Here is a 21,516-nt window from a genome sequence, read left to right as displayed (position 1 = left end):
ATGTGTACACGCTTGGTCTACTTGGGGCCCAACGACACTGTGATCACTGCTCGATCGATGGATTGGAAGGTCGATCTCGGAACCAATCTCTGGGCATTTCCGCGGGGCATGACGCGCGAGGGTTGCGCGGGTTTGAACTCGATTCAGTGGACGTCGAAATACGGAAGTGTTGTCGCAACGGCCTACGACATGTGCACAACCGATGGGGTCAACGAGGCAGGACTGTCTGCAAATCTCTTGTGGTTGGTCGAGTCCGAGTACCCGGCATACGACGGCTCGACTCCGGGTCTGTCCATCGCAGCGTGGGCGCAGTATGTTCTGGATTGTTTTGCGACAGTTCAGGAAGCAGTCGAGGTCTTGGCAGCGGAACCGTTCACCGTCGTGACTGCTGCTGTTCCCGGTGAAGACCGTCTCGCTACCCTTCACATGTCACTCTCGGACGCCAGGGGAGACAGTGCGATCATCGAATACGTCGGTGGACGCGCGACTATTCATCACAGCCGTGAGTACCAGGTGATGACAAATTCTCCGATCTTCGATCAGCAACTCGCGGTCAACGAGTACTGGAAGCAGATCAACGGGACTGTGATGCTGCCCGGAACGAACCGTGCCGCTGACAGATTCGCCCGCGCGTCGTTCTACGTGGATGCGATACCGCAGACGGACGATCCGCGGTCCGCGTTGGCGTCGACGTTCAGTGTCATTCGCAATGTCTCGGTGCCGCTGGGTATTTCGACTCCAGACGAGCCCAACATCTCGTCGACCCGCTGGCGTACGGTGGTCGATCACAAACGCGCGCTCTATTTCTTCGAGTCCGCGATGACCCCGAATACGTTCTGGGTGGATGTGGCGTCGATGGATCTCGGGGAGGGGACGCCCGTCCGCAAGCTCGGGCTGGGCCCGAACGAGAGCACGGTCTACTCCGGAGACTCCACCGACCAGTTCGAACGGGCGGAGGCATTCACGTTCGCAGGAGCGTAGGGATTCGGGGACCCACGAAAACCCAATTGTGAAACTTCTTGACATTTCTACTCCGTTCAGATGAAACTTTGTTGCATATTCGGGTTTCGTCAACGGAGGACGGCATGGGCATCACAGTGCAGACACGGAACGATGGTGCGCAGCTCAAACGGCGCAGGGGGCTCGTCGCCGGCTCCGTCGGAAATTTCATCGAGTGGTACGAGTTCGGTGTGTACGGGTTCTTCGCGACGATCATCGCGTCGAACTTCTTCAGCGCCGACGGCTCCGGCGACCTCGAAAGCCTGATCAAGACCTACGCGTCGTTTGCGCTGGCCTTCTTCTTCCGCCCAGTGGGGGCCGCGCTGTTCGGCCGACTCGGTGACCGCATCGGCCGACGCCCCACCTTGGTGATCGTTCTTCTGCTGATGTCGGGTGCGACGACCCTGATCGGTGTGCTCCCCACCTACGAGAGCGTCGGAATTCTGGCACCGCTGCTCTTGACGGTTCTTCGGATCCTTCAGGGACTGTCGGCCGGAGGCGAGTTCGGCGGCGCGGTGTCGGTGATGACCGAGTTTGCGCCCCCGGGACGACGCGGACTGTACGGGTCGTGGCAATCGTTCACGGTCGCGCTCGGATTGCTCGCCGGTGCCGGAATCGCGGCGCTCCTCGCGACAGTTCTCGACTCCGGTCAGCTCAACGACTGGGGCTGGCGCATCCCGTTCCTCCTTGCACTTCCGATGGGCCTGGTCGCCCTGTGGCTCAGGCTCCGACTCGAAGAAACGCCGTCGTTCGAGCGTGCCCGCGCAGTCCAGTCCGAACCGACAGTTGATGCGACGCCGGTAGTGCAGCCGACCGTCGGCGAGACCGCCAGGGCGATCCTGCTCGGCATCGGTCGGTTGATGGGTTGGTCTGCGGCGGGTTACACGTTCCTCGTCGTGATGCCGACTTATCTTCAGAGTTCACTCAACGCGACATTCCATCAGGCACTGGTTGCTTCGGTACTTGCCAATGCCGGCTTCGCAGTGACGATTCCGCTTGCGGGCGGGCTCAGTGATCGCATCGGGAGACGCGCGGTCATGCTCACCGGCACCGTTTTGATCTTGGTCCCTGCGTTGCCGCTGCTCAACGTCCTGCAGAATGAGCAGACGTCTCTGACCGCCAAGGGATTTGCAGTGTTTGCCGCCGGCGCCGCAGTGGGACTTGTCGCCGGACCCGGACCCGCCATGCTCTCCGAGATGTTCCCCACCTCGGTCCGGTACACCGGATTGGGACTCGCATACTCCCTGTCCAACGCGGTCTTTTCGGGCTGCGCCGGTCTGATAATCACGTGGCTGATCAAGGAAACTTCCAATCTCGATATTCCGGCCTACTTCGTGATGGCAACGTGCGCCGTCAGCGCGATCGCTTTGAGTACCTTGCGAGGAAATGCCCACAAGCGGGCACTCGTCGACTGACCGCAGCTTGCCCGAATGCCGAAACGATCCGAGTAAGGGAAATTTCATGAGAGTCATCGGCCTGATGTCCGGTACTTCGTACGACGCTATCGATGCTGCCGCAGCAGATATCCGGATCGACGGGGACACTCTTGTGCTGACCCCACTGGGGATGGTCAGCGAACCATATTCCGGTGAGTTGCGGGCAGCGGTGGCCGCTGCGGTACCGCCTGCGTCCACCACTGTCGGTCAGATCTGCCAACTCGACACCGAGATCGGGCAGGCATTCGCGGCCGTGGCTGCGCGGGCGAACGCGGAACTGTGTGGCGGCAGTGCGGAATTGATCTCCTCACATGGGCAGACGATGTTCCACTGGGTCGAAGGAGCGCAAGTAAAGGGCACTCTCCAACTCGGGCAGCCGGCCTGGATAGCCGAGAAGACCGGATGCACCGTCGTGTCGGACCTGCGCTCTCGCGACGTGGCGACGGGTGGTCAGGGTGCACCATTGGTCAGCGCGTTCGACGTATTGTGGCTCAACGGAAGAACTTCGGGTTCCGTCGCGCTCAATCTCGGTGGCATCGCGAACGTCACTGCTCCGGGTGGCGGCGGTACGACGGCAGATGGTCCCGCAGTACCGATTGCCTTCGACACCGGCCCGGCAAATGCGCTGATCGACGCGGCGGTAAGCGAATTCACTGCGGGGGAGCAGTGGTTCGACCTCGGTGGCGCTCTGGGTGCAGCCGGCACGCCGAACGTCGATCTGCTCGCACATCTACTGAGCGAACCGTATTACACGCAGCCCGCTCCCAAGAGCACGGGCAAAGAATTGTTTCATCGGGACTATCTGCTCGCCGCTCTGCGGGGCTACGAGTCGTTGTCTCTGGCAGACATCGTCGCGACTCTGACTGCACTTACGGCCCGGACCGTCGCCGATTCCGTCAAAGCACTCGCGGCCACCGAAGTGGTGGTGTCAGGTGGTGGCACCAAGAACCCGACGTTGATGGCGATGCTCCGTGACGAACTGGGCGACATCGCGCTTGTCTCTTCGGACGAACTCGGAGTCACCTCCGACATCAAGGAAGCATTGGCTTTCGCGGTTCTCGGCTTCCTCACCGCACACGGATTGCCCGGCAGTATTGCTTCGTGCACCGGTGCGCGTCACGCCAGTGTGCTCGGATCTTTGACGCCAGGAAGCCGTGGCCTGCCTAGAATCACATCGGTGCCGTCAGCTCCGAAAACGATGCGAATCGAGGCGTTATGACTTTGGACCGGAGTGCTCCGGCGTCCGTCGACCTGCTTGCTCGTATTCGCGCATCACTGAGCAGCCTCTCACCTGCCGAGCTGCGGATCGCCGAAATCATCGAAGCCGACCCCAGCCTGGCGTCCACACTGACGGTCAACGATCTTGCCGAACGAGCGTCGACAAGCACGGCGACAGTGGTCCGCACAGCCAAAAGGCTCGGATTCGAGGGGTATCCCCAGCTTCGTCTGGCATTGGCGGCCATCAGCGGTTCCGCGTCAAGTGATTCGATTCCACTCGGTGTGGACATCGTTGCCGCCGACTCTGCCAGTGAAGTCATGGCCAAACTCGCCGAGTTCGAATCCGAACAACTCAAGGGCACAGCACAATTGACTGACCCTGTTGCACTCGAAGAAGTGGTGTCGCGGATTCGATCCGCCCGCCGGGTCGAGGTGTACGGCATCGGCGCGTCAGGCATCGTCGCGCAAGACCTCACGTTGAAGCTCTCGCGTATCGACGTCAACTGCCGGGTTCATCTCGACCGAGACGCGGCGATGGTCAGCGCCAGTTTGCTCGGACCGGACGACATAGCAGTGGGAATCTCGCATTCCGGCGAGACTTCTGATGTGGTCGAACCGCTTGCCCTTGCCCGTCGTACCGGGGCGTCGACGGCCGCGATCACCGGCGGGGCGCGGTCGACGCTCGCTGTGCAGTCACACCACGTTCTACTCACTGCCGGTAGAGAATTCGGTTTCCGGTCGGCAGCAATGGCAAGCCGCACCGGCCAGCTGTTGGTAGTCGACACAATTTTTGCGATGGTCGCGCACTCGCTGCCGAGCGCCCTGTCTGCGCTGCAACGAAGTCATGATGCCATTGCTTCGAAGCGTCACTGACGAGGAGTCGTCGCTGTGATTACTGACGAGGAGTCGTCGTAGTGAAATTTGATCGAGGAGGACTCGCCACAATGCAATTGGACATGCTGTCTACCGAGAGACCGAACCCTCTCACCCGCGATCTCGACGTCATGTCGGTGTCGGATCTGCTGACGGTGATGAACCAGCAGGACGCAATCGTGGCCGACGCGGTCGCGGCGGTGTTACCGGCCATCGAAGCCGCAGTCGATTCGATCGTCACCGCTCGGGCACAAGGTGGTCGGCTGATCTACCTGGGAGCTGGGACCAGTGGGCGTCTGGGAGTGCTCGACGCGGTGGAATGCCCTCCGACTTTCGGGACCGATCCAGGCGAGGTGATCGGAATCATCGCCGGTGGCCCGGGAGCGTTTCTGAACGCCGTCGAGGGAGCAGAGGACGATCCGCGAGCGGCTGGGGCCGACCTCGACGCAATCTCGTTGAACGCCACGGACGTCGTGGTGGGTCTGGCGGCGAGTGGTCGTACTCCCTACGTCATCGGGGGACTTGATCATGCCCGCGCACTCGGCGCCGCAACCGTGGCAGTCTCGTGCAACCGAAATGCGGCAATGAGTTCGCACGCCGGAGTGGCCATCGAAGTGGAGACCGGCCCCGAGATCCTCACCGGATCGACGAGGCTCAAGGCCGGGACTGCACAGAAGATGGTGTGCAACATGCTTTCGACGGCAAGCATGGTCCGTTCCGGCAAGGCGTTTCACAACCTGATGGTCGATCTTCGGCCTACCAACGCCAAACTGGTCGATCGTGCAAACCGGATCGTCGCGGCAGCCACCGGAGTGGATACCGAGATCGCTTCGGAGACCATCGAGAATGCCGACGGTCATGTGAAGGCAGCGGTCGTCATGTTGTTGGCCGAATGCGACTTCGCCGAAGCAACCGAATTGTTGGATCGCGCTTCGGGTTCCGTACGCGAGGCCATCGTCGGAGCCGGCAAGAGCAGAGAGGAAGCCTGAATGGAAATCGTCATAGTTCCCAGTCCGGAAGACGGCGGGCGAATCGCTGCCGACATTGTTTGCGGCGCAATCGAAAAAGGAGCGCGGACGCTCGGCCTCGCGACGGGATCGTCACCGCTGCACACGTATCGGGAGCTGATCAAGCGGCATCGAGAATCGGGAGTGTCGTTCGCGGCGATGAGCGCGTATCTTCTCGACGAGTACGTAGGTCTCACGCCCGATCAGCCGCAGTCCTACGCGCACACCATCCGCACGGAACTCGTCGATCACCTCGACATCGACAATGCGCGAGTGTTCAGCCCCGATGGGGGAGCCGCGGATCCCAGTGAAGCTGCACGGCGTTACGACGCTGCCATCGTCGACAACGGTCCCATCGACGTGCAGATTCTCGGCATCGGTCTCAACGGGCACATCGGCTTCAACGAGCCGTCCTCCTCACTCACATCGCGTACCCGAGTGAAGACCTTGACCGAGAGGACCCGCGCCGACAACGCACGGTTCTTCGCAGACCCAGCCGATGTGCCGCATCACGTGATCACGCAGGGTCTCGGAACCATCAGTGATGCAAAGCATCTTGTGCTGATTGCGGAGGGGGCGCGCAAAGCCCCCGCGGTCCGGGCTGCGATTGAAGGTCCGGTGTCGGCGTTCTGCCCGGCATCGGTACTTCAGTTGCATCCGCACGTGACAGTCGTCGTAGACGAGGCAGCGGCCGGTGAACTCCAACTAGCGGACTTCTACCGCTACACAACCGAGCACAAGCCGGCCGAGCAGGGTTTTTGAAAAGCGGACTTGATCTCCAGCGCAGTTGAGGTCCTAGCCTCGGGGCATGATCAACGCTAGAGGTTCAGCGGTATCCCCGCCGGCGGCGCCCCGGATTTTCTCACCACCGCTCAGGGTCGCGATCGTCGGAGCGGGGCCGGCGGGAATCCACGCTGCCGGCGCTCTCGCTGAACTGGCTCCTGGCACCAAGATAGACATGTTCGAGCGTCTACCGACGCCGTACGGACTCGTGCGCTACGGTCTCGCCCCAGGGCACGCCGAGTCCGAAAAGTTCGTCGATTCTCTGCACACCGTGCTGGTCGCCAGTGACTTCCGGCTGTTCTGCAACGTAGAGATCGGAAAGGACCTTTCCGTCGAGGACCTACGTTCTTCCTACGACGCGGTGATCATTGCAACCGGTGCGCCGCGGGATGCACTACTCGACATTCCAGGCGTCGAGCTTCCCGGTTCATTCGGGGCCGCCGATTTTGTCGGTTGGTACAACGATCACCCCGACGCCCCCCAACATTGGCCCCTGCACGCCGAGTCGGTGGCAGTGATCGGCGGCGGCAATGTCGCGCTCGATGTCACGCGGATGCTCCTCGTAGAGGCGCAATCGCTGCAGGCCACGGACGTCTCCGACGAAGTTCGGGAAGGGATCGCCGGCAGTCGCGTTCGTGAAGTACACATCTTTGTCCGGCGCGGACCCGCCGACGCTCGATTCTCCCCGAACGAGTTGCGCGCTCTCGGTGAACTACCCGGCGTAGATGTTGTCGTCGATGCTGCCGATGTCGCGCCGGACCGGCATATCGAGCGGATGACAAAACAGTTGGTGCACGCCCGACTGGCAGTCGAGACACTCCGTGGTTTCGCGGACACTGCACCTGCCGACCGAACTGCCCAGCGTCGAGTTCACCTGCACTTCTACCGACAGCCCGTGGAGATTCTCGGTAACGGGAAAGTCGAGGCACTCCGCGTCGAGCGGACTGACCCCGACGGCTACGGTCACGTCACCGCTTCGGGTGTCTGTACCGACTATCCGGTTCAAGCTGCGTACCGGGCAATCGGATTCCTCGGCACGCCACTTGCCGGGGTGCCCTTCGATCACGGGCGCGGCATAGTTTCGCACCGGAGCGGCGCGGTGGTCGACGAGAGCGGTCTACCGATCGCGGGCTTGTTCGTGACCGGTTGGATGAAGCGCGGTGCCGCGGGGCTGATCGGTGCGGCGCGGCCAGACGCCCGCCAAACAGTCGAAACGATGCTGCGCCAACTTGATTCGTTCGGCGGGCGCCGAGCAGATCGCAGCCGGATCGAGGAGGTCCTCGCGGCCGGCGATCTGTTTCCCGTCGATTGGGAAGGATGGCTTCGTATCGATGCCGCCGAAAAGGACCTCGGTGTCGAGCACGGACGTCCACGCGTCAAGATCGGTGACCGCGAAGAACTCGTTCGTATCGGCACGAAGTCGGCAGTTCACGCCGAATAGATTCGCTGGGGTCAGAGGTACCGCCGGGGTTACGCTGAAATGAGTCGCCTCGATTCATCGTGCTCGAGGTGCGGAGCAGAACTCATGAATGAACGTGGTGCGCAGGCCAGTGACGCGACAGTCGCGAGCGGGCCCCTGACCGAACGGGGCACCGTCACCGAGTTGCGCCTGTCCGCACTGCCAGTAGTACGTGGCGAATCGAACGATGCCGACGGTCTCGGGCGCCTGGTCGGGGACTGGGAGGCGGGACGAACGCCGTCCGACCTGAGTGAATATCTGCCCGATCCAGCCAAGATTCGTCGGGGCGCGCTGATCGAACTGGTCGGAATCGACATGGAGTACCGCTGGCTGAAGAATGACGGTCCGAAACGACTCACGGAGTATTGCGCCGAGTACCCGGAATTGCTCGAAGAGCCACTACCGGCCGAGCTTCTGTACGAGGAGTTCCGGCTGCGGAAGCAGGGCGGGGAGGACGTCGTAGCGGCCGAGTACCTCAGCGAGTTCCCTTTGCAGGCAGAGGGTTTCGAGCGGTTGTTCGACCGTGATTCGATGGCCGGCCGCGAAGACGTGATGATGTTGGGGCTCTCGGGTTTCGACGAGTTCGAGATCGGGCAGCGCCTCGATGATTTCGAACTGGTGTTGGAACTCGGGCACGGTGCATTCGCCCGAGTGTTCCTGGCACGGCAACTGTCGATGCAGCGGTGGGTTGCGTTGAAAATCTCGCGCAACGTCGGGGTCGAGCCGCAGACTCTCGCCCAACTCGACCATCCCAACATTGTTCGCGTCTTCGATCAACGGCTGCTCGAGGAACGCGCACTGCGAGTTCTGTTCATGGAATACGTGCCAGGCGGGACCTTGCTCGACGTGGTCAAACTTGTCCGCGTGACACCGCAGGCTCAGCGGTCCGGACAACTACTTCTCGACGCCATCGATCAGACCCTGGCGAAGAAGGGGGAGATGAAACCGAGCGAGACGAGTTTACGTAACGAGATCGCAGCGATGTCGTGGCCGGAGACCGTGGCCTGGATGGGAATGAGACTGGCCGACGCCCTCGAGTACGCGCGTGAGCACGGCGTACTACATCGGGACATCAAGCCGGCGAACGTACTTCTCAGTGTCGAAGGCATTCCCAAACTCGCCGATTTCAACGTCAGTTCGAGCGAGGAGGTCTCGACCGAGGACGCTGCCTGCTTTGTCGGAGGCTCGCTCGCCTACATGTCTCCAGAGCAGTTGGAGGCCTGTGCCGTGGGGTCTCCCGGCACACTCGACACCCGTAGCGACATCTATGCACTCGGCGTGATGCTGTGGGAACTCCTCACCGGGAGTAGGCCTTTCACGGACGACGGCACGGGGCAGAACCCACCGTCGCCCAAGAAGGCGCTCGAGGCACGCCGGCGTGGAGTGGATTCCGCGGCCGAGGCCCGGTTACCGGACGACTGCCCGCCGGCGCTGCGCCGAGTACTGGTGAAGTCTCTTTCGCCCGAGAGAGACGGAAGGTGGTCTGGCGGACGAAAGCTTGCCCGTCAGTTCGCACTGTGTCTGGACCGGTCTGCCCGGAACCTGGTGGACCCACCGGAAGGGAGCCCGCGTTCGACGTTGTGGAAGTGGGCACTGCCGATTCTTCTGGCCGCGATCGGAATTCCGAATCTCCTGGCGGCAGGCTACAACTACTACTACAACAAGATGCTGATCATCTCGGGACTCTCGCCCCAGGCTCAGCAGCACCTCGAGCAGGTTCATCTGGTCATCGGGGTGGCCGCGTTCTCGCTCGGTGCCGCGGCGATCCTGTATTGGTGCCGGCTTGCGCTCACTGTGCCTCACGGACTGCGTCACGGTCAGACGTACAGCGCGGAGGTCTTGAACAAAGCGCGTACCGCGACGCTGAACGTCGGACACCGCGCGGTGGTGATCGCATTCGGTCTGTGGGTCCTGGCCGGTATCGCATATCCAGTTGCGTTGCAGATTGCCGCCGGAGGTATTCCGCAACGAGCATACGTGCACCTGATGTCGTCGCTGGCAGTGTGCGGCGCCGTCGCAGTCGCGTATCCGTTCTTCATCCTGACGTACTACTCGGTTCGATGTCTGTATCCGATCTTGTTGTCACACGGCGAGTTACGAAGCGACGACGGACGCGATATTCGCTCGTTGGGTCGGAGCAGCACGCGTTACCTCGCAGTCGCGGCGTCGGTTCCACTGGTGGGAATCGCGGGACTCAGTTTTGTCGGTTCCGGGGCAGGGGAGGAACTCAACGCAACCGTCCGTGCGCTGTGTCTGGGCGGGATCGCGGGCTTCATCGTTGTGTATCAACTGTTTCGACGGATCGAAAGTGATCTCCGAGCACTGCTGCGCGTTGTGTCTCTCGAGGTGTCGGCGTCTCCGTAATTGCCTGACAACCGCACCCGGGTTGGCCTATTTGGCAGTGCTCTTGCGCGGTCGGCTGCGACGAACTGCTTTGGTGGGCGGCGGAGACTTCTCTTCTGATTCTTCCTGAGGGTCGTCGCGCCAGTGAATCTCGATTTCTATCTCGACCTCGTTGCCGTCGACTTCGATCTCGAGTTCCCACCGAACCTGTTCCGGAACACTGATTTCGATCGAGTCCCCACCCGACCCCAGTTCCACTTCCGATCCACTGGCGAGGGCCTGGCCGAGGGCGATGAGTCGGTCGGCGACTTCCTGCCGTGAGAGTTGTGACTTCCTCTTGATCTCCAATTTGGGCACGATCACTCCTGACCTCGGCGGATTCTCCCCTTCACCGTAGTTGGAACAAACGGAAGATTGTTACCTTTGGACGATGTCGACCCGCTACCACGTCACCTCCGCCTTGAACCGTGCGTCGATCCAGCGGTATGGATTGGACTGGCGCCGAATGGGCTCAGCTCGCGGAATCGCAGGAAGTCTACGAGCAGAGCAGGAGGGATGCTTCCTCGCCAGCGACGAGGGCGAACGGGACTGGTTTGTCAGAATGAACAACACCGGCGGCGCGGTTGACGTATGGGAAGTCGACGGTATCGACGCTGCATCTCTTGTTCAGTCGCCGGAGGGGCACTACTACTTCCCCGGCGTCATCGCCGCCGCTGAACTGCGACTGGCGCAACAAGACCTACCCCCAGTTCATCTCCCATGATTCCCGGGCCCGTTCGTCCTGTTCGGAGCGCTGACGAATCGGTCGGCAAATCCGCGTAGGCGAGGATTTTCGCGAAAGTCTGGGTTCAGTCCAGAAGATTGCGCAATAGTGGAAAGGTGCCTTCGACGCCGGATTATGCAGCCCAACTGCGTAACGCTGAGCTTCGCGTGACTCGTCCCAGAGTCACGGTGCTCGAGGTTGTGCATGCACGCCCACACGCAGCCACCGAGACTGTCTTCGATGCTGTGCGGGCTGTTCTGCCAGGGGTGTCGCGGCAGGCGGTCTACGACGTGTTGCACGCTCTCACCGACGCCGGGCTGATCAGGCGGATCCAACCGTCCGGATCGGTGGCGCTGTACGAGTCTCGCGTCGGTGACAACCACCATCACGTCGTCTGCCGGTCCTGCGGGGTCGTTGCAGATGTCGACTGTGCAGTCGGAGAGGCACCGTGCTTGACGCCGTCGGCGCACAACGGCTTCGTCCTCGATGAAGCCGAGGTCATCTACTGGGGCCTGTGTGCCGACTGTTCGACAACTCAGAGTTTGCGATCACACCCGTGATCGAAGTCCGTTCTACTCGCTCATGGAGGGATTACCGTGTCCGATAGTTGCCCGGTTGCTCACGATGGAAACACCGCGAGCACCAGCGAAAGTGAAAACCCCGCGATCCCGTCTCCGACACCGACCGGGAATCGTCCGAGAACCAACCGGGACTGGTGGCCGAATCAGCCGGATCTCTCTGTCTTGCATGCGCATTCGTCCAAGTCGAATCCGATGGGAGCCGACTTCGATTATGCGCAGGAATTTGCCAAGCTCGACGTCGAGGCGCTCAAGCGCGACGTCATTGCCTTGATGACGGCGTCGCAGGATTGGTGGCCGGCCGACTACGGACACTACGGCGGACTCTTCGTGCGTATGAGCTGGCATGCTGCCGGCACCTATCGCATCGCAGACGGCCGCGGCGGTGGCGGTCAAGGCGCTCAGCGTTTCGCCCCGCTCAACAGTTGGCCGGACAACGCCAGCCTCGACAAGGCACGTCGCCTGCTCTGGCCGGTCAAGCAGAAGTATGGAAAGCAGGTTTCCTGGGCCGACCTGCTGGTGTTCGCAGGCAACTGCGCTCTGGAGTCGATGGGGTTCAAGACCTTCGGCTTCGGCTTCGGCCGAGAAGACATCTGGGAGCCCGAGGAGATCTACTGGGGTCCTGAGGACACCTGGCTCGGCGACGAGCGCTACAGCGGAGACCGTGAGCTGTCCGGACCGCTCGGCGCAGTTCAGATGGGCCTGATCTACGTCAATCCCGAAGGACCCAACGGACAACCGGACCCGGTAGCGGCCGCCCGCGACATCCGAGAAACCTTCGCTCGCATGGCGATGAACGACGTGGAAACGGCCGCGCTGATCGCCGGCGGCCACACCTTCGGCAAGACACACGGTGCCGGTCCGGCCGACCTCGTCGGACCCGAACCGGAAGGCGCACCCGTCGAGCAACAGGGACTGGGCTGGAAGAGCGCCTTCGGTACGGGCGTGGGTAAGGACGCGATCACCAGTGGTCTCGAGGTCGTGTGGACTCCCACTCCGACGAAGTGGGACAACACTTTCCTGGAGATTCTGTACGGATACGACTGGGAGCTGACCAAGAGCCCGGCGGGTGCGTGGCAGTGGATCCCGAAGGATGGCGCGGGGGCCGGCACGATCCCGGATCCGTTCGATTCGACGGCCGGACGTACTCCGACGATGCTGACCACCGACCTCTCCCTACGCCTGGATCCGACGTACGAGAAAATCACACGGCGTTGGCTCGATCATCCCGAAGAATTCGCTGAAGAGTTCGCCAAGGCTTGGTACAAGCTCCTGCATCGCGACATGGGACCGGTCACGCGCTACCTTGGACCGTGGGTTCCCGAACCGCAGTTGTGGCAGGACCCGGTTCCCTCGGCCGATGATCAACTGATCGGGGACGCGGACATCGCGATCCTCAAGAGTCGACTTCTCGATTCCGGGCTGTCCGTCTCACAGTTGGTGTCGACCGCGTGGGCGTCGGCCGCGAGCTTCCGCAGCACTGACATGCGCGGCGGCGCCAACGGTGCTCGAATTCGCCTGGAGCCGCAGAAGAACTGGGAAGTCAACGAGCCCGCAGCCCTCTCCGCGGTGCTTCAGACCATCGAGCGAGTTCAGCAGGAATTCAACCAGGCTGGTGGAGCCAAGGTTTCACTTGCCGACCTGATCGTTCTGGGTGGTACAGCGGCAGTCGAGCAGGCTGCGAAGAACGCCGGACAAGACATCACGGTCTCGTTCACGCCGGGACGTACGGATGCGACTCAGGAGCAGACAGACGTCGACTCGTTCGAGGTACTCGAACCCCGGGCCGACGGATTCCGGAACTACCTCAAGGGAGGGGAGAAAATTCCGGCAGAGATTCTGTTGGTCGACCGCGCGTACATGCTGTCGCTGACCCCGCCCGAGGTGACAGTTCTGGTCGGCGGACTTCGCGCGCTGAACGCGAACTTCGGCAAGACCGGCCACGGGGTGTTCACCGACCGTCCCGAGACGTTGACCAACGATTTTTTCGTCAACCTTCTCGACATGGGTACCGAGTGGAAGCCGTCGAAGACGGAAGAGAACGTCTACGACGGGGTTGATCGGGCGACTGGAGATCCGAAGTACACGGCAACTGCGGTCGACCTCGTTTTCGGATCGAATTCGCAACTACGCGCACTCTCCGAGGTGTACGCCAGCGAAGACGCGAAGCAGAAGTTCGCCGAGGACTTCGCTGCCGCCTGGACCAAGGTGATGGACCTCGACAGGTTCGACGTCAACTGATTCAGCAGATTAGCCGACGGCGCCCCGCGGGCTTTGTTCTCGCGGGGCGCCGTCGTTTCCCGCACGTGGTCGGGTGAACCACGCCGGATGGAGCCGTTGAAATCTGCAGATCTGCGGTGGTGGCCGGTTGACGAACTCCCGGAGAGTTTGTTGACCACGAGCGTTTCGTGATCGAAGCCCACCACGCCGGTCAGCTCGCACCCATCCACAGTTACGGGTTCTGACCGAGCGAGGATCCAATTCAGGCTTCGCTCGCAACGATGACCGGGCAGTGAGCTTTTCGAACCATTGCACTGCTCGTGGTGCCGAGAGCGGTGTCGTCGAACGAACCTCGGCCGCGCCGGCCCACGACGAGAAGCCGTGCCTCGGTGGAGAGTTGTTCCAGAATGGCAACCGAGGGGCCGTCGTACTCGATCTGTCGGATGGTGACGCCTGGGTAGAGCGTGGCCCAACCTGACAGTTGCCACGTCAGCGGCGTCGAATGCTGGGGCGCGTGCCCGGCTGCGAAGTTTCGACTCAGCTCGGCCTCGGGCGGGGCGGCGTGCACGACGACCAGTTCGGTGCTCGCCGCCTCGGCTTCCTTGAATGCAATGGCCAAAGCGCTTTCGCTGTAGGCGCTTCCGTCCAAACCGACGACAACGGGAAGATCAGCCGTAGCCTGGCTTTGACACGAAGTTCCGACTGTTGCGAATGAACATGCCGGGGCGGGTGCAGTGAGATCGTCCTGTGGTGTGACGATCAACGGGTTGACGATCAAGGCAGCCTCGGACGTCAACGCGGTGAGGATTGCGGTGTTCTCCCCGGAGATCAGATCGGTCCGGATCCGAAGATCTGGCGACACCGACTCTGCGATCTGAATGGCTTCCATGAACAGGCCGGTCGGTGATGCCGAGGTATTCGGATCGCCAGTATTCGGAGCTACGAAAACTATTCGCATCCAGAGACTGTGGCGATGCGCGAACTCGGCCGCCCACGTGATCACGTCGGTGCGCAGCGGGGATCCATCGATGCACACGACGACCGCTCCGTCTGCGGACCACTCCGAGGTGAAGACGTCAGTCGAACGTTGGGAGGTCATTCCGAGCTCCTCGCGTTATGTCTGTCGAAGGTTCTGTTGAATGCGAACTGGCTTGCAGGACAGTGCCGAACAGCAATCCTGCAACTACCATCGAGCAAGCGGCAGTTGTCAGAGGCAACCACACGAGCGTCGTGACTGCGAACATGAGGACGAGCAACGGCATCAGGAGATGGCCTGGTTTCGCTCGGCGTTCAACTTGCTGACTTTCCGCCCAAGCTCGATACTTCGTGCCGTCATTCATGTCGTTTCACCTCTGTGCTTACCGTGGAAACCGGCTTGTGGCCAAGCAGTCCGACGTGCGCCTCGTCGCGCATCCTCTCGACCATGTGGGGGTAGTGCAGTTCGAATGCCGGCCGTTCACTGCGGATTCGGGGGAGTTCGGTGAAGTTGTGTCGTGGTGGCGGGCAGGACGTCGCCCATTCGAGTGAGTTTCCGAATCCCCAGGGATCGTCGACCGTCACGATCCTGCCGTACCGATAGCTCTTGAAAACGTTCCAGATGAACGGAATCGTCGAGGCTCCGAGCACAAACGCGCCGACGGTCGAGATCGTGTTGAGAAGAGTGAAATTGTCCGACGGCAGGTAATCCGCGTACCGCCGAGGCATACCCTGAGCGCCGAGCCAATGCTGGACGAGAAATGTCGCGTGAAAGCCGATCAGAGTCAACCAGAAGTGAATCTTGGCGAGCTTCTCGTCCAACATCCGGCCGGTCATTTTCGGGAACCAGAAATAGATTCCGGCGTATGTCGCGAACGCGATTGTTCCGAAGAGGACGTAGTGGAAATGCGCGACAACAAAGTACGAGTCGGTGACATGAAAGTCCAGGGGCGGGCTTGCGAGAATTACGCCGGAGAGTCCGCCGAACAGGAATGTGACCAGGAAGCCGACGGAGAACAGCATCGGCGACTCGAAAGTCAACTGCCCCTTCCACATCGTGCCGATCCAGTTGAAGAACTTGACTCCGGTGGGAACTGCGATCAAGAAGGTCATGAACGAGAAGTAGGGGAGGAGAACGGCGCCGGTTGCGTACATGTGGTGCGCCCACACAGCGATCGACAGAGCTGCAATTCCCAGTGTTGCGTAGACCAATCCGGTGTATCCGAAGATCGGCTTGCGGCTGAAGACAGGGAAGATCTCGGAGACTATGCCAAAGAACGGAAGCGCCAGAATGTAGACCTCGGGATGGCCGAAGAACCAGAACAGGTGCTGCCACAACATGACTCCACCTGTCGCGGGGTCGAACAAATGCGCTCCCAGGTGCCGGTCCACCCACAGCCCGATCAAGGCAGCAGCGAGCAGCGGAAAAACGAGGAGGATCAGCATGCTGGCGACCAGCGCATTCCACGTGAAGATCGGCATGCGGAACATCGTCATCCCGGGGGCCCGCAGGCAGACGATCGTCGAAACGATGTTGACTGCGCCGAGGATGGTGCCGACGCCGCCGAGAGTAAGCCCGATGATCCACAGGTCGGCACCCATACCGGGGGAGTGGAGTTCGCTGGTGAGTGGCACGTAAGCGGTCCAGCCGAAATCTGCTGCACCACCGGGTGTTACGAACCCGGCGGAGGCGATCAGGCCGCCGAAGAGATACAACCAGTAGCTGAACGCATTGAGCCGCGGGAAACACACGTCCGGCGAGCCGATCTGCAGCGGCATGAGGTAGTTGGCGAATCCGAAGAAGACCGGGGTCGCGTACAGCAAGAGCATGATCGTGCCGTGCATGGTGAACAACTGGTTGTACTGCTCGTTTGACAGGAATTGCATTCCCGGGACAGTCAATTCCATGCGCATGAGCAGCGCCATCAGTCCGCCGATCAGGAAGAAGGCAAACGATGTCACGATGTACATCAGCCCGATCATCTTGTGATCGGTGGTCCTCAGGATCTCGACCAGTTTCGAACCCTTCGGAGCGGTCCGGGGAGTTGCGCCGAGGTGGATATCGACCTCGTCGACCGGCCGGGGCGCGAGATCAACCACGACGGCCGCCTGTGCGCATCGACGTGACGAAATACCGAGAATTCTTGGGACTGTGGAACATAAACGCAATGATCGCGGCGGCCACGACCTCGGACGAGGGGAAAAGGTCCCGAGGATCGGACAGGGCGGCATGGCGTAGCTCACGTGGTCCGGTACGGTCGAAAGACAATTGTCCTTGCGGATGGAAAGCGAGTTGTCATGGCATGTCGTATCAGTGAATTGGTGCTCGGTTGCCGGGATCCTGAGGTTCTGGGGCGGTTCTGGTGCGAGGTCCTGGACTTCGTCGTGCTCGATCGAATGCACGACGGTTCTCTGGAGATCGGCCCGCGCGAAGGGTTCGGCGGTCCGCAGCCGACGATCATCCTCAGTCGCAGAGACGAACCGGAGAAGGGTAAGCCCCGCCTGCATATCGACGTCAACGCCACCGACCGCGATCAGGAAGCCGAACTGGAACGCCTATTGGGTCTTGGTGCGCGGCCGGCCGACATCGGCCAGACGGGGCAGGAACAATGGCATGTCCTGGCCGATCCAGAAGGTAACGAGTTCTGCCTGCTCAAGGCCCAACTGGATCCGCTCTGACGCTCAACGGTGCTGGATTGACAACGGACTTCGCCTGGGGCTCAGCGGAACTCGCCACACCAATTCGGTGACGCCGTTCTCGCTGGTGATGTTGCTCGAGCCGCCGCACTGACGAGCGCGGGTCGCCAGGTTGTCGAGACCGTGGATTCTGGTTGCCTGGTCGATTCCCACACCGTCGTCGACGATGCTGATGACAAGATCTTCCGTTGCCCGGATGGTGACGTCGATGGCGTTGGCATGGGCGTGCCGCAGAGCATTGCTCAACCCTTCTCGCACAACGGCTTCGGCGTGCGGGGCGAGTCGAGCCGGGACGGAACTATCGATGGTCCCCTCGAAAGTGACGCTGGGAGTGATCGACGAGTGACCGGACAGACCGTTGACGGCGTCGAGTAATCGGCGTCGCAGGCTTGTGGGAGTCGACATCTCACTCGTGTGGAGGTCGAAGACTGCGGTGCGGATTTCGCGGACCGTTCGATCGAGTTGATCAACGGAGTTGTCCAACACCGTGCGAATGGTTTCCTCGTCGCCGGGACGTTGCAATGCCCCCTGCAAACTCAATCCGGTGGCGAACAACTGCTGAATGACGTGGTCGTGAAGATCACGCGCGATTCGGTCTCGATCTTCGAGGACGTCGACCAGTCGCTCTTTTCGTTGCTGTTCGGCGAATTCAACAGTGACAGCGGCGATGTCGGCCATTGCCGTCAGCTGCTCGATCTCGTCGACGCCCCACGGACGATCGCTGCGGCGTGACGCGAAGAGGACGCCGCCGCCGAACGAGGTTCCCGACAATGGGAGTGCGACGACGGATTCCTCGCTGGAAACATGCAGTGCCGGAACAGCACTGGCGCTGGGGGCGGAAATCGTTCGCCGGCTGCGGGCAGCTTCGTCGATCACGGTTCCGGAAAGATCGAGAACTGTGCCGTCCGAGACGGTCATCCCGCGAGTCCGGGATTCTGCGACGTGAACACCCGGCCCTTCGCCGAGGTCGTAGCGAACTATGCACACCAGATTGCCGTCGGTGAGACGGCGCGTCGTGCGAACCAGTTCGGCCAGTGTCTCGTCGCGAGATCCTCCACTGAGCAGGCGTGCGTTTACGGCGGCGACGGCCTTGAGCCACGCTTCCCGCGTTTGGGATTCCTCGAACAGACGCGCATTGTCGATGGCGATGCTCGCAGCGTTTGCCAGAATCTGGAGTACGGCCTCGTCACGGTCGTCGAATGCAGTCCGTTCCGAGCTGTCCGCGAGGTAGATGCTGCCGAACACCTCGCCCCTGACGAAGATCGGAACACCGAGAAACGTGTCCATCGGTGGGTGATTGGTTGGAAACCCCGCCGAGGACGGGTGTGAGGCGATTCGGTCGGTTCGAACCGGACAAGGTTCTTGAACGACCAGGCCCAGCAGTCCGTGACCTTCGGGAAGATGCCCGATCTTGGCAACCTGCCCCTGATTCAAACCGGAATGGATGAAGCGCGACAAGCGGCCGTCGGGAGACTTCACGCCGAGCGCACCGTAGTCCGCTTCGAGCACATGTCTTGCTACGTCGACTATCTGTTGCAGCGTTTCGTCGAGTTGGAGGGTGGACCCGACAGTCAATACGGCACTGAGCAGCTTGGGAATTGCAGTCGGGTTGAGGGCAGTCAGCTCTGCGCTTCCGGCGATGTCGCCGAAAAGGCTGAGCATGAGTGCGTCGCGGCTACCTGGCATGGTGTGTGCCTGTAGTGGCGGAGAATGGTGAACCGGACGGCGTCAGTAGGTGTGTGGTCGCCTGTCCCGATGGATCCGGGTAAGCAGTGCCCGCACGAATCTTGGTCGCCAGAACTGCAGCCTGCGTTCGACGTTCGAGACCCAGTTTTTCGAGGATGCGTGAGACGTAGTTCTTGACTGTTTTCTCCGAGAGTTCCGCGTGCGTGCTGATCTCTCGATTGCTCAGCCCCTTGCCGATCAACTCGAAGATCAACAGTTCCTGATCGGTCAACAGTGCTGCCGCAGTGCCCGACTCCTGCTCGGATCGGATGCGCCGGACCAAACCGACCACCGCCTGAGTGTTCAACAGCGATTTGCCGGTGGCGACCGTATGGATCGCGGATACCAGGTCGTGGCCGCGGATGTTCTTGAGGACGAATCCGCGTGCGCCGGCGATCAGGGCGTCGAGTAGGGCGTCGTCGTCGGAGTACGACGTGAGCATCAACGTGGCCGCTTCCGGACAGGTCGACGCCAGTTCCCGGCACAGTTCCACACCGTTGCCGTCGGGAAGTCTGACGTCCATGACGACCACGTCGGGTCGGCATTCGGGTATTCCATCCGAAGCTTCGCGAACACACGACGCCTCGCCCACAACGTTGAATCCCGATACCTGATTCAACAGGTCTGCCAATCCACGACGGACGATCTCGTGGTCGTCGACCAGATAGATGCCGATCGTCACGGTGGTCACCTCTTCCAGCTCGCGCCTGCCATCGATGTTACCGGACGGTAATGTACTGGCAAGGACGGGTTGTTCGTCAAACGGTCGACAAAAAACCCGCGTCGAACGGTGCGAGACCGAGTGTCGATTGCACAGAGTCAAAGGTCCCGATCGCGACGAGATATGGATCACCGAGGTACGGCTAGGCGATCAGTGTGAAGTGAATGTGATTGCGCCGGTGCCGTTTCGATCGTTTCAGTCCGTAGGCGCGAGTTCGACCGAAACGTAAACTCCCTTGCCTTTTCGATGTGCGAGGGCTTCGCCAGGACGATCGATACCGTCCAGTTGGAGAACGATGGGGCCTTGTTCCGGATAGAAATTGCGCCACCAGCTTTTCTTGTCCGGCATGGCAACTCCGATCGTCACATGGTCGCCTTTTCTTTTGTAGGACACGGGCGCGCTGAAGGTACGTCCCGATTTGCGGCCGACGTAGGTGATGACGGTCATTGAACGGCCGAGTAATTTGCCCACGATCGGAGCGCCGATCAGTGGTTGGACCACTACGTTGACGGCGGCGGATACACGTTGGAAAGTGTTCACAAGAAGCCCTTTCGCTTCGGATGCTGCACGGATTCGAACGCTGCACGGAAATGGTGCGTGCTGTAGTTCTATCCTGCTCGACGGTGATTGTCGCGTGGCAGAAATTGGTACAAACCGGTGCGCCGAAGCGAGTAGCGTGGGGGTACGTCGAGGGTCATTCGTATATGCGCGGTCAAGCCATGTCGTCCTCGACGCCAACCCGGTCTGTGGTCGAACGGCCGAGAACTGGAGCGCCTGTATGGCGTCGAACCCGTCCGATGTGTCGAATGCACCAGGGCAAGCCGAGTCGACAGACGCGGATCAGAACACGCCGTCCATCTGCCCTGCGTGTCAGCACAGTATGGAATCCCACGATCCGCTCGGCGTTCGGTTCTGCGCAGTGACAGCCGACCGCGGTCTCGATCGAAAGTGCATCTGCGCTGCCGATCGTGAGGAGATGCAGCACTATTCGCGATACTGATCCGCCTGGGCATCACGTCAATTCCTCCGTCAAGATTCGACTGCCACCTCGACGACACTGCCCGCGCCACTGAAACGCGCCGCGGGTGAACCGCACTGAGCAATAGATTCATTCTCGTCGCGACCACTTGCCGCGCAGAAGCATCAGTGCGGTAAGGGTGAGGCCCCATCCGATCGTGGACAGTGCGACGCCCACGCCTGCCTGTCCGGTGACATCAGTACTGGCGTCGATACTGAATGCTGTGGTGAATCCCGCAGCCGTGCCGGCAGCTGCAGTCAGGCCGCCTGCCTTCATCCATCGCGACCGATGCGCGGAAACGAAACACGCGAGGATCACCGTTAATCCGCAGGCAAACACCTGCCAGGGAGGAAACTGCGTCGGGGCAGGCAGGCCGGGGCCGCGGAATCCGCCTTTGTAGTCGGCTGACCAGCTGAGCCAGCCCACACAAGACAGAAAGCCCAGCGCAAAGGCCAACAGACCGGTGCGCCACAGTCCGAGTGGGCCCGATCCCGTGCGCCCGGCGTCGAGGGCGGTCGTGGAGTGCTCCACGCCAGTTCGTTCCGAACGCCAGATTGTCCAGATGATGCTTGCGCCGATAGTTGTGGGTACGCCGACGAAGATGAATGCAATCCAGAGAAACTGCGGCCAGGAAAACTCGAGATCGACAGTCATGATCGGAGTATGCGCGAACTTCGAATCCTGTGCGCCCATCTACCGAT

At 61.2% G+C, this 21,516-nt stretch carries 20 protein-coding genes; 13 read left to right on the top strand and 7 right to left on the bottom strand.

The annotated features are described in order from the left end of the window. The 8 genes from ABX74_RS27290 to ABX74_RS27255 all read left to right on the top strand — a co-directional run bounded on the left by ABX74_RS27290 (window position 1) and on the right by ABX74_RS27255 (window position 10,139). On the top strand, window positions 1-981 hold the full coding sequence (locus tag ABX74_RS27290) for a linear amide C-N hydrolase (protein ID WP_047890143.1): 981 nt from the start codon (window positions 1-3) through the stop codon (window positions 979-981). Window positions 982-1,085: 104 nt separating this feature from the next. Then, window positions 1,086-2,414, top strand: coding sequence for an MFS transporter (locus tag ABX74_RS27285; RefSeq protein ID WP_047890142.1), 1,329 nt, complete (start codon window positions 1,086-1,088; stop codon window positions 2,412-2,414). 46 nt (window positions 2,415-2,460) lie between these two features. Next, window positions 2,461-3,654, top strand: coding sequence for an anhydro-N-acetylmuramic acid kinase (locus ABX74_RS27280; protein WP_020906499.1), 1,194 nt, complete (start codon window positions 2,461-2,463; stop codon window positions 3,652-3,654). Beyond that, window positions 3,651-4,526, top strand: coding sequence for a MurR/RpiR family transcriptional regulator (locus ABX74_RS27275; RefSeq protein ID WP_042950990.1), 876 nt, complete (start codon window positions 3,651-3,653; stop codon window positions 4,524-4,526). Before ABX74_RS27280 ends, ABX74_RS27275 begins: the two co-directional genes overlap by 4 nt. A gap of 71 nt (window positions 4,527-4,597) precedes the next feature. Continuing rightward, window positions 4,598-5,515: an N-acetylmuramic acid 6-phosphate etherase gene (gene murQ, locus ABX74_RS27270; protein WP_020968668.1), complete on the top strand. Its 918-nt coding sequence runs from the start codon at window positions 4,598-4,600 to the stop codon at window positions 5,513-5,515. Next, a complete protein-coding gene (nagB, locus tag ABX74_RS27265; protein ID WP_047890141.1) occupies window positions 5,516-6,295 on the top strand; it encodes a glucosamine-6-phosphate deaminase in 780 nt (259 codons plus the stop codon). A gap of 46 nt (window positions 6,296-6,341) precedes the next feature. Beyond that, window positions 6,342-7,757: an FAD-dependent oxidoreductase gene (locus ABX74_RS27260; RefSeq protein ID WP_047890140.1), complete on the top strand. Its 1,416-nt coding sequence runs from the start codon at window positions 6,342-6,344 to the stop codon at window positions 7,755-7,757. Between the two features lie 84 nt (window positions 7,758-7,841). Further along, entirely contained in the window at window positions 7,842-10,139 is a 2,298-nt protein-coding gene (locus tag ABX74_RS27255; protein ID WP_047890139.1) for a serine/threonine-protein kinase, read from the top strand. 27 nt (window positions 10,140-10,166) lie between these two features. On the opposite strand, the gene ABX74_RS27250 is transcribed toward ABX74_RS27255, so the two are convergent. After that, window positions 10,167-10,475: an amphi-Trp domain-containing protein gene (locus ABX74_RS27250; protein ID WP_024487387.1), complete on the bottom strand. Its 309-nt coding sequence runs from the start codon at window positions 10,473-10,475 to the stop codon at window positions 10,167-10,169. 73 nt (window positions 10,476-10,548) lie between these two features. Between ABX74_RS27250 and ABX74_RS27245 the strand changes: the two genes are divergently transcribed. The 3 genes from ABX74_RS27245 to katG all read left to right on the top strand — a co-directional run bounded on the left by ABX74_RS27245 (window position 10,549) and on the right by katG (window position 13,700). Continuing rightward, entirely contained in the window at window positions 10,549-10,881 is a 333-nt protein-coding gene (locus ABX74_RS27245) for a hypothetical protein (RefSeq protein WP_037119238.1), read from the top strand. A 116-nt stretch (window positions 10,882-10,997) separates the two neighbouring features. Beyond that, entirely contained in the window at window positions 10,998-11,441 is a 444-nt protein-coding gene (locus ABX74_RS27240; protein WP_020906505.1) for a Fur family transcriptional regulator, read from the top strand. A 36-nt stretch (window positions 11,442-11,477) separates the two neighbouring features. Continuing rightward, entirely contained in the window at window positions 11,478-13,700 is a 2,223-nt protein-coding gene (gene katG / locus ABX74_RS27235) for a catalase/peroxidase HPI (protein ID WP_047890138.1), read from the top strand. A 241-nt stretch (window positions 13,701-13,941) separates the two neighbouring features. On the opposite strand, the gene ABX74_RS27230 is transcribed toward katG, so the two are convergent. After that, window positions 13,942-14,778, bottom strand: a complete 837-nt coding sequence (locus ABX74_RS27230; RefSeq protein WP_047890137.1) for a universal stress protein — start codon at window positions 14,776-14,778, stop codon at window positions 13,942-13,944. A gap of 233 nt (window positions 14,779-15,011) precedes the next feature. Continuing rightward, window positions 15,012-16,754 (bottom strand): cytochrome c oxidase subunit I, encoded by a 1,743-nt coding sequence (ctaD, locus tag ABX74_RS27225; protein WP_047890136.1) that lies wholly within the window; start codon window positions 16,752-16,754, stop codon window positions 15,012-15,014. 198 nt (window positions 16,755-16,952) lie between these two features. Here ctaD and ABX74_RS27220 point away from each other — a divergent pair, with 198 nt between their 5' ends. Next, entirely contained in the window at window positions 16,953-17,333 is a 381-nt protein-coding gene (locus ABX74_RS27220; RefSeq protein WP_020906510.1) for a VOC family protein, read from the top strand. A gap of 3 nt (window positions 17,334-17,336) precedes the next feature. On the opposite strand, the gene ABX74_RS27215 is transcribed toward ABX74_RS27220, so the two are convergent. The 3 genes from ABX74_RS27215 to ABX74_RS27205 all read right to left on the bottom strand — a co-directional run bounded on the left by ABX74_RS27215 (window position 17,337) and on the right by ABX74_RS27205 (window position 20,337). Next, window positions 17,337-19,037 (bottom strand): GAF domain-containing protein, encoded by a 1,701-nt coding sequence (locus tag ABX74_RS27215; RefSeq protein WP_021343146.1) that lies wholly within the window; start codon window positions 19,035-19,037, stop codon window positions 17,337-17,339. Then, window positions 19,027-19,758, bottom strand: coding sequence for a response regulator transcription factor (locus ABX74_RS27210; protein WP_047890151.1), 732 nt, complete (start codon window positions 19,756-19,758; stop codon window positions 19,027-19,029). The genes ABX74_RS27215 and ABX74_RS27210 overlap by 11 nt, the downstream gene beginning before the upstream one ends. 234 nt (window positions 19,759-19,992) lie before the next feature. Further along, a complete protein-coding gene (locus ABX74_RS27205) occupies window positions 19,993-20,337 on the bottom strand; it encodes a nitroreductase/quinone reductase family protein (RefSeq protein WP_019747516.1) in 345 nt (114 codons plus the stop codon). On the opposite strand from ABX74_RS27205, the gene ABX74_RS30860 reads away from it, so the two are divergent. Continuing rightward, entirely contained in the window at window positions 20,234-20,797 is a 564-nt protein-coding gene (locus ABX74_RS30860) for an RGCVC family protein (RefSeq protein ID WP_310503999.1), read from the top strand. The two genes, ABX74_RS27205 and ABX74_RS30860, sit on opposite strands and share 104 nt — an antisense overlap. Before the next feature lie 108 nt (window positions 20,798-20,905). On the opposite strand, the gene ABX74_RS27195 is transcribed toward ABX74_RS30860, so the two are convergent. Beyond that, window positions 20,906-21,508, bottom strand: coding sequence for a hypothetical protein (locus ABX74_RS27195; RefSeq protein ID WP_021343150.1), 603 nt, complete (start codon window positions 21,506-21,508; stop codon window positions 20,906-20,908). Window positions 21,509-21,516: the final 8 nt, after the last annotated feature.

This window comes from Rhodococcus sp. ARP2 (genome assembly GCF_001029585.1).
Lineage (GTDB): Bacteria > Actinomycetota > Actinomycetes > Mycobacteriales > Mycobacteriaceae > Rhodococcus_F > Rhodococcus_F erythropolis.
The sequence above is the reverse complement of the archived record's forward strand: the minus strand, read 5'-3'. Positions and strand labels throughout refer to the sequence as shown.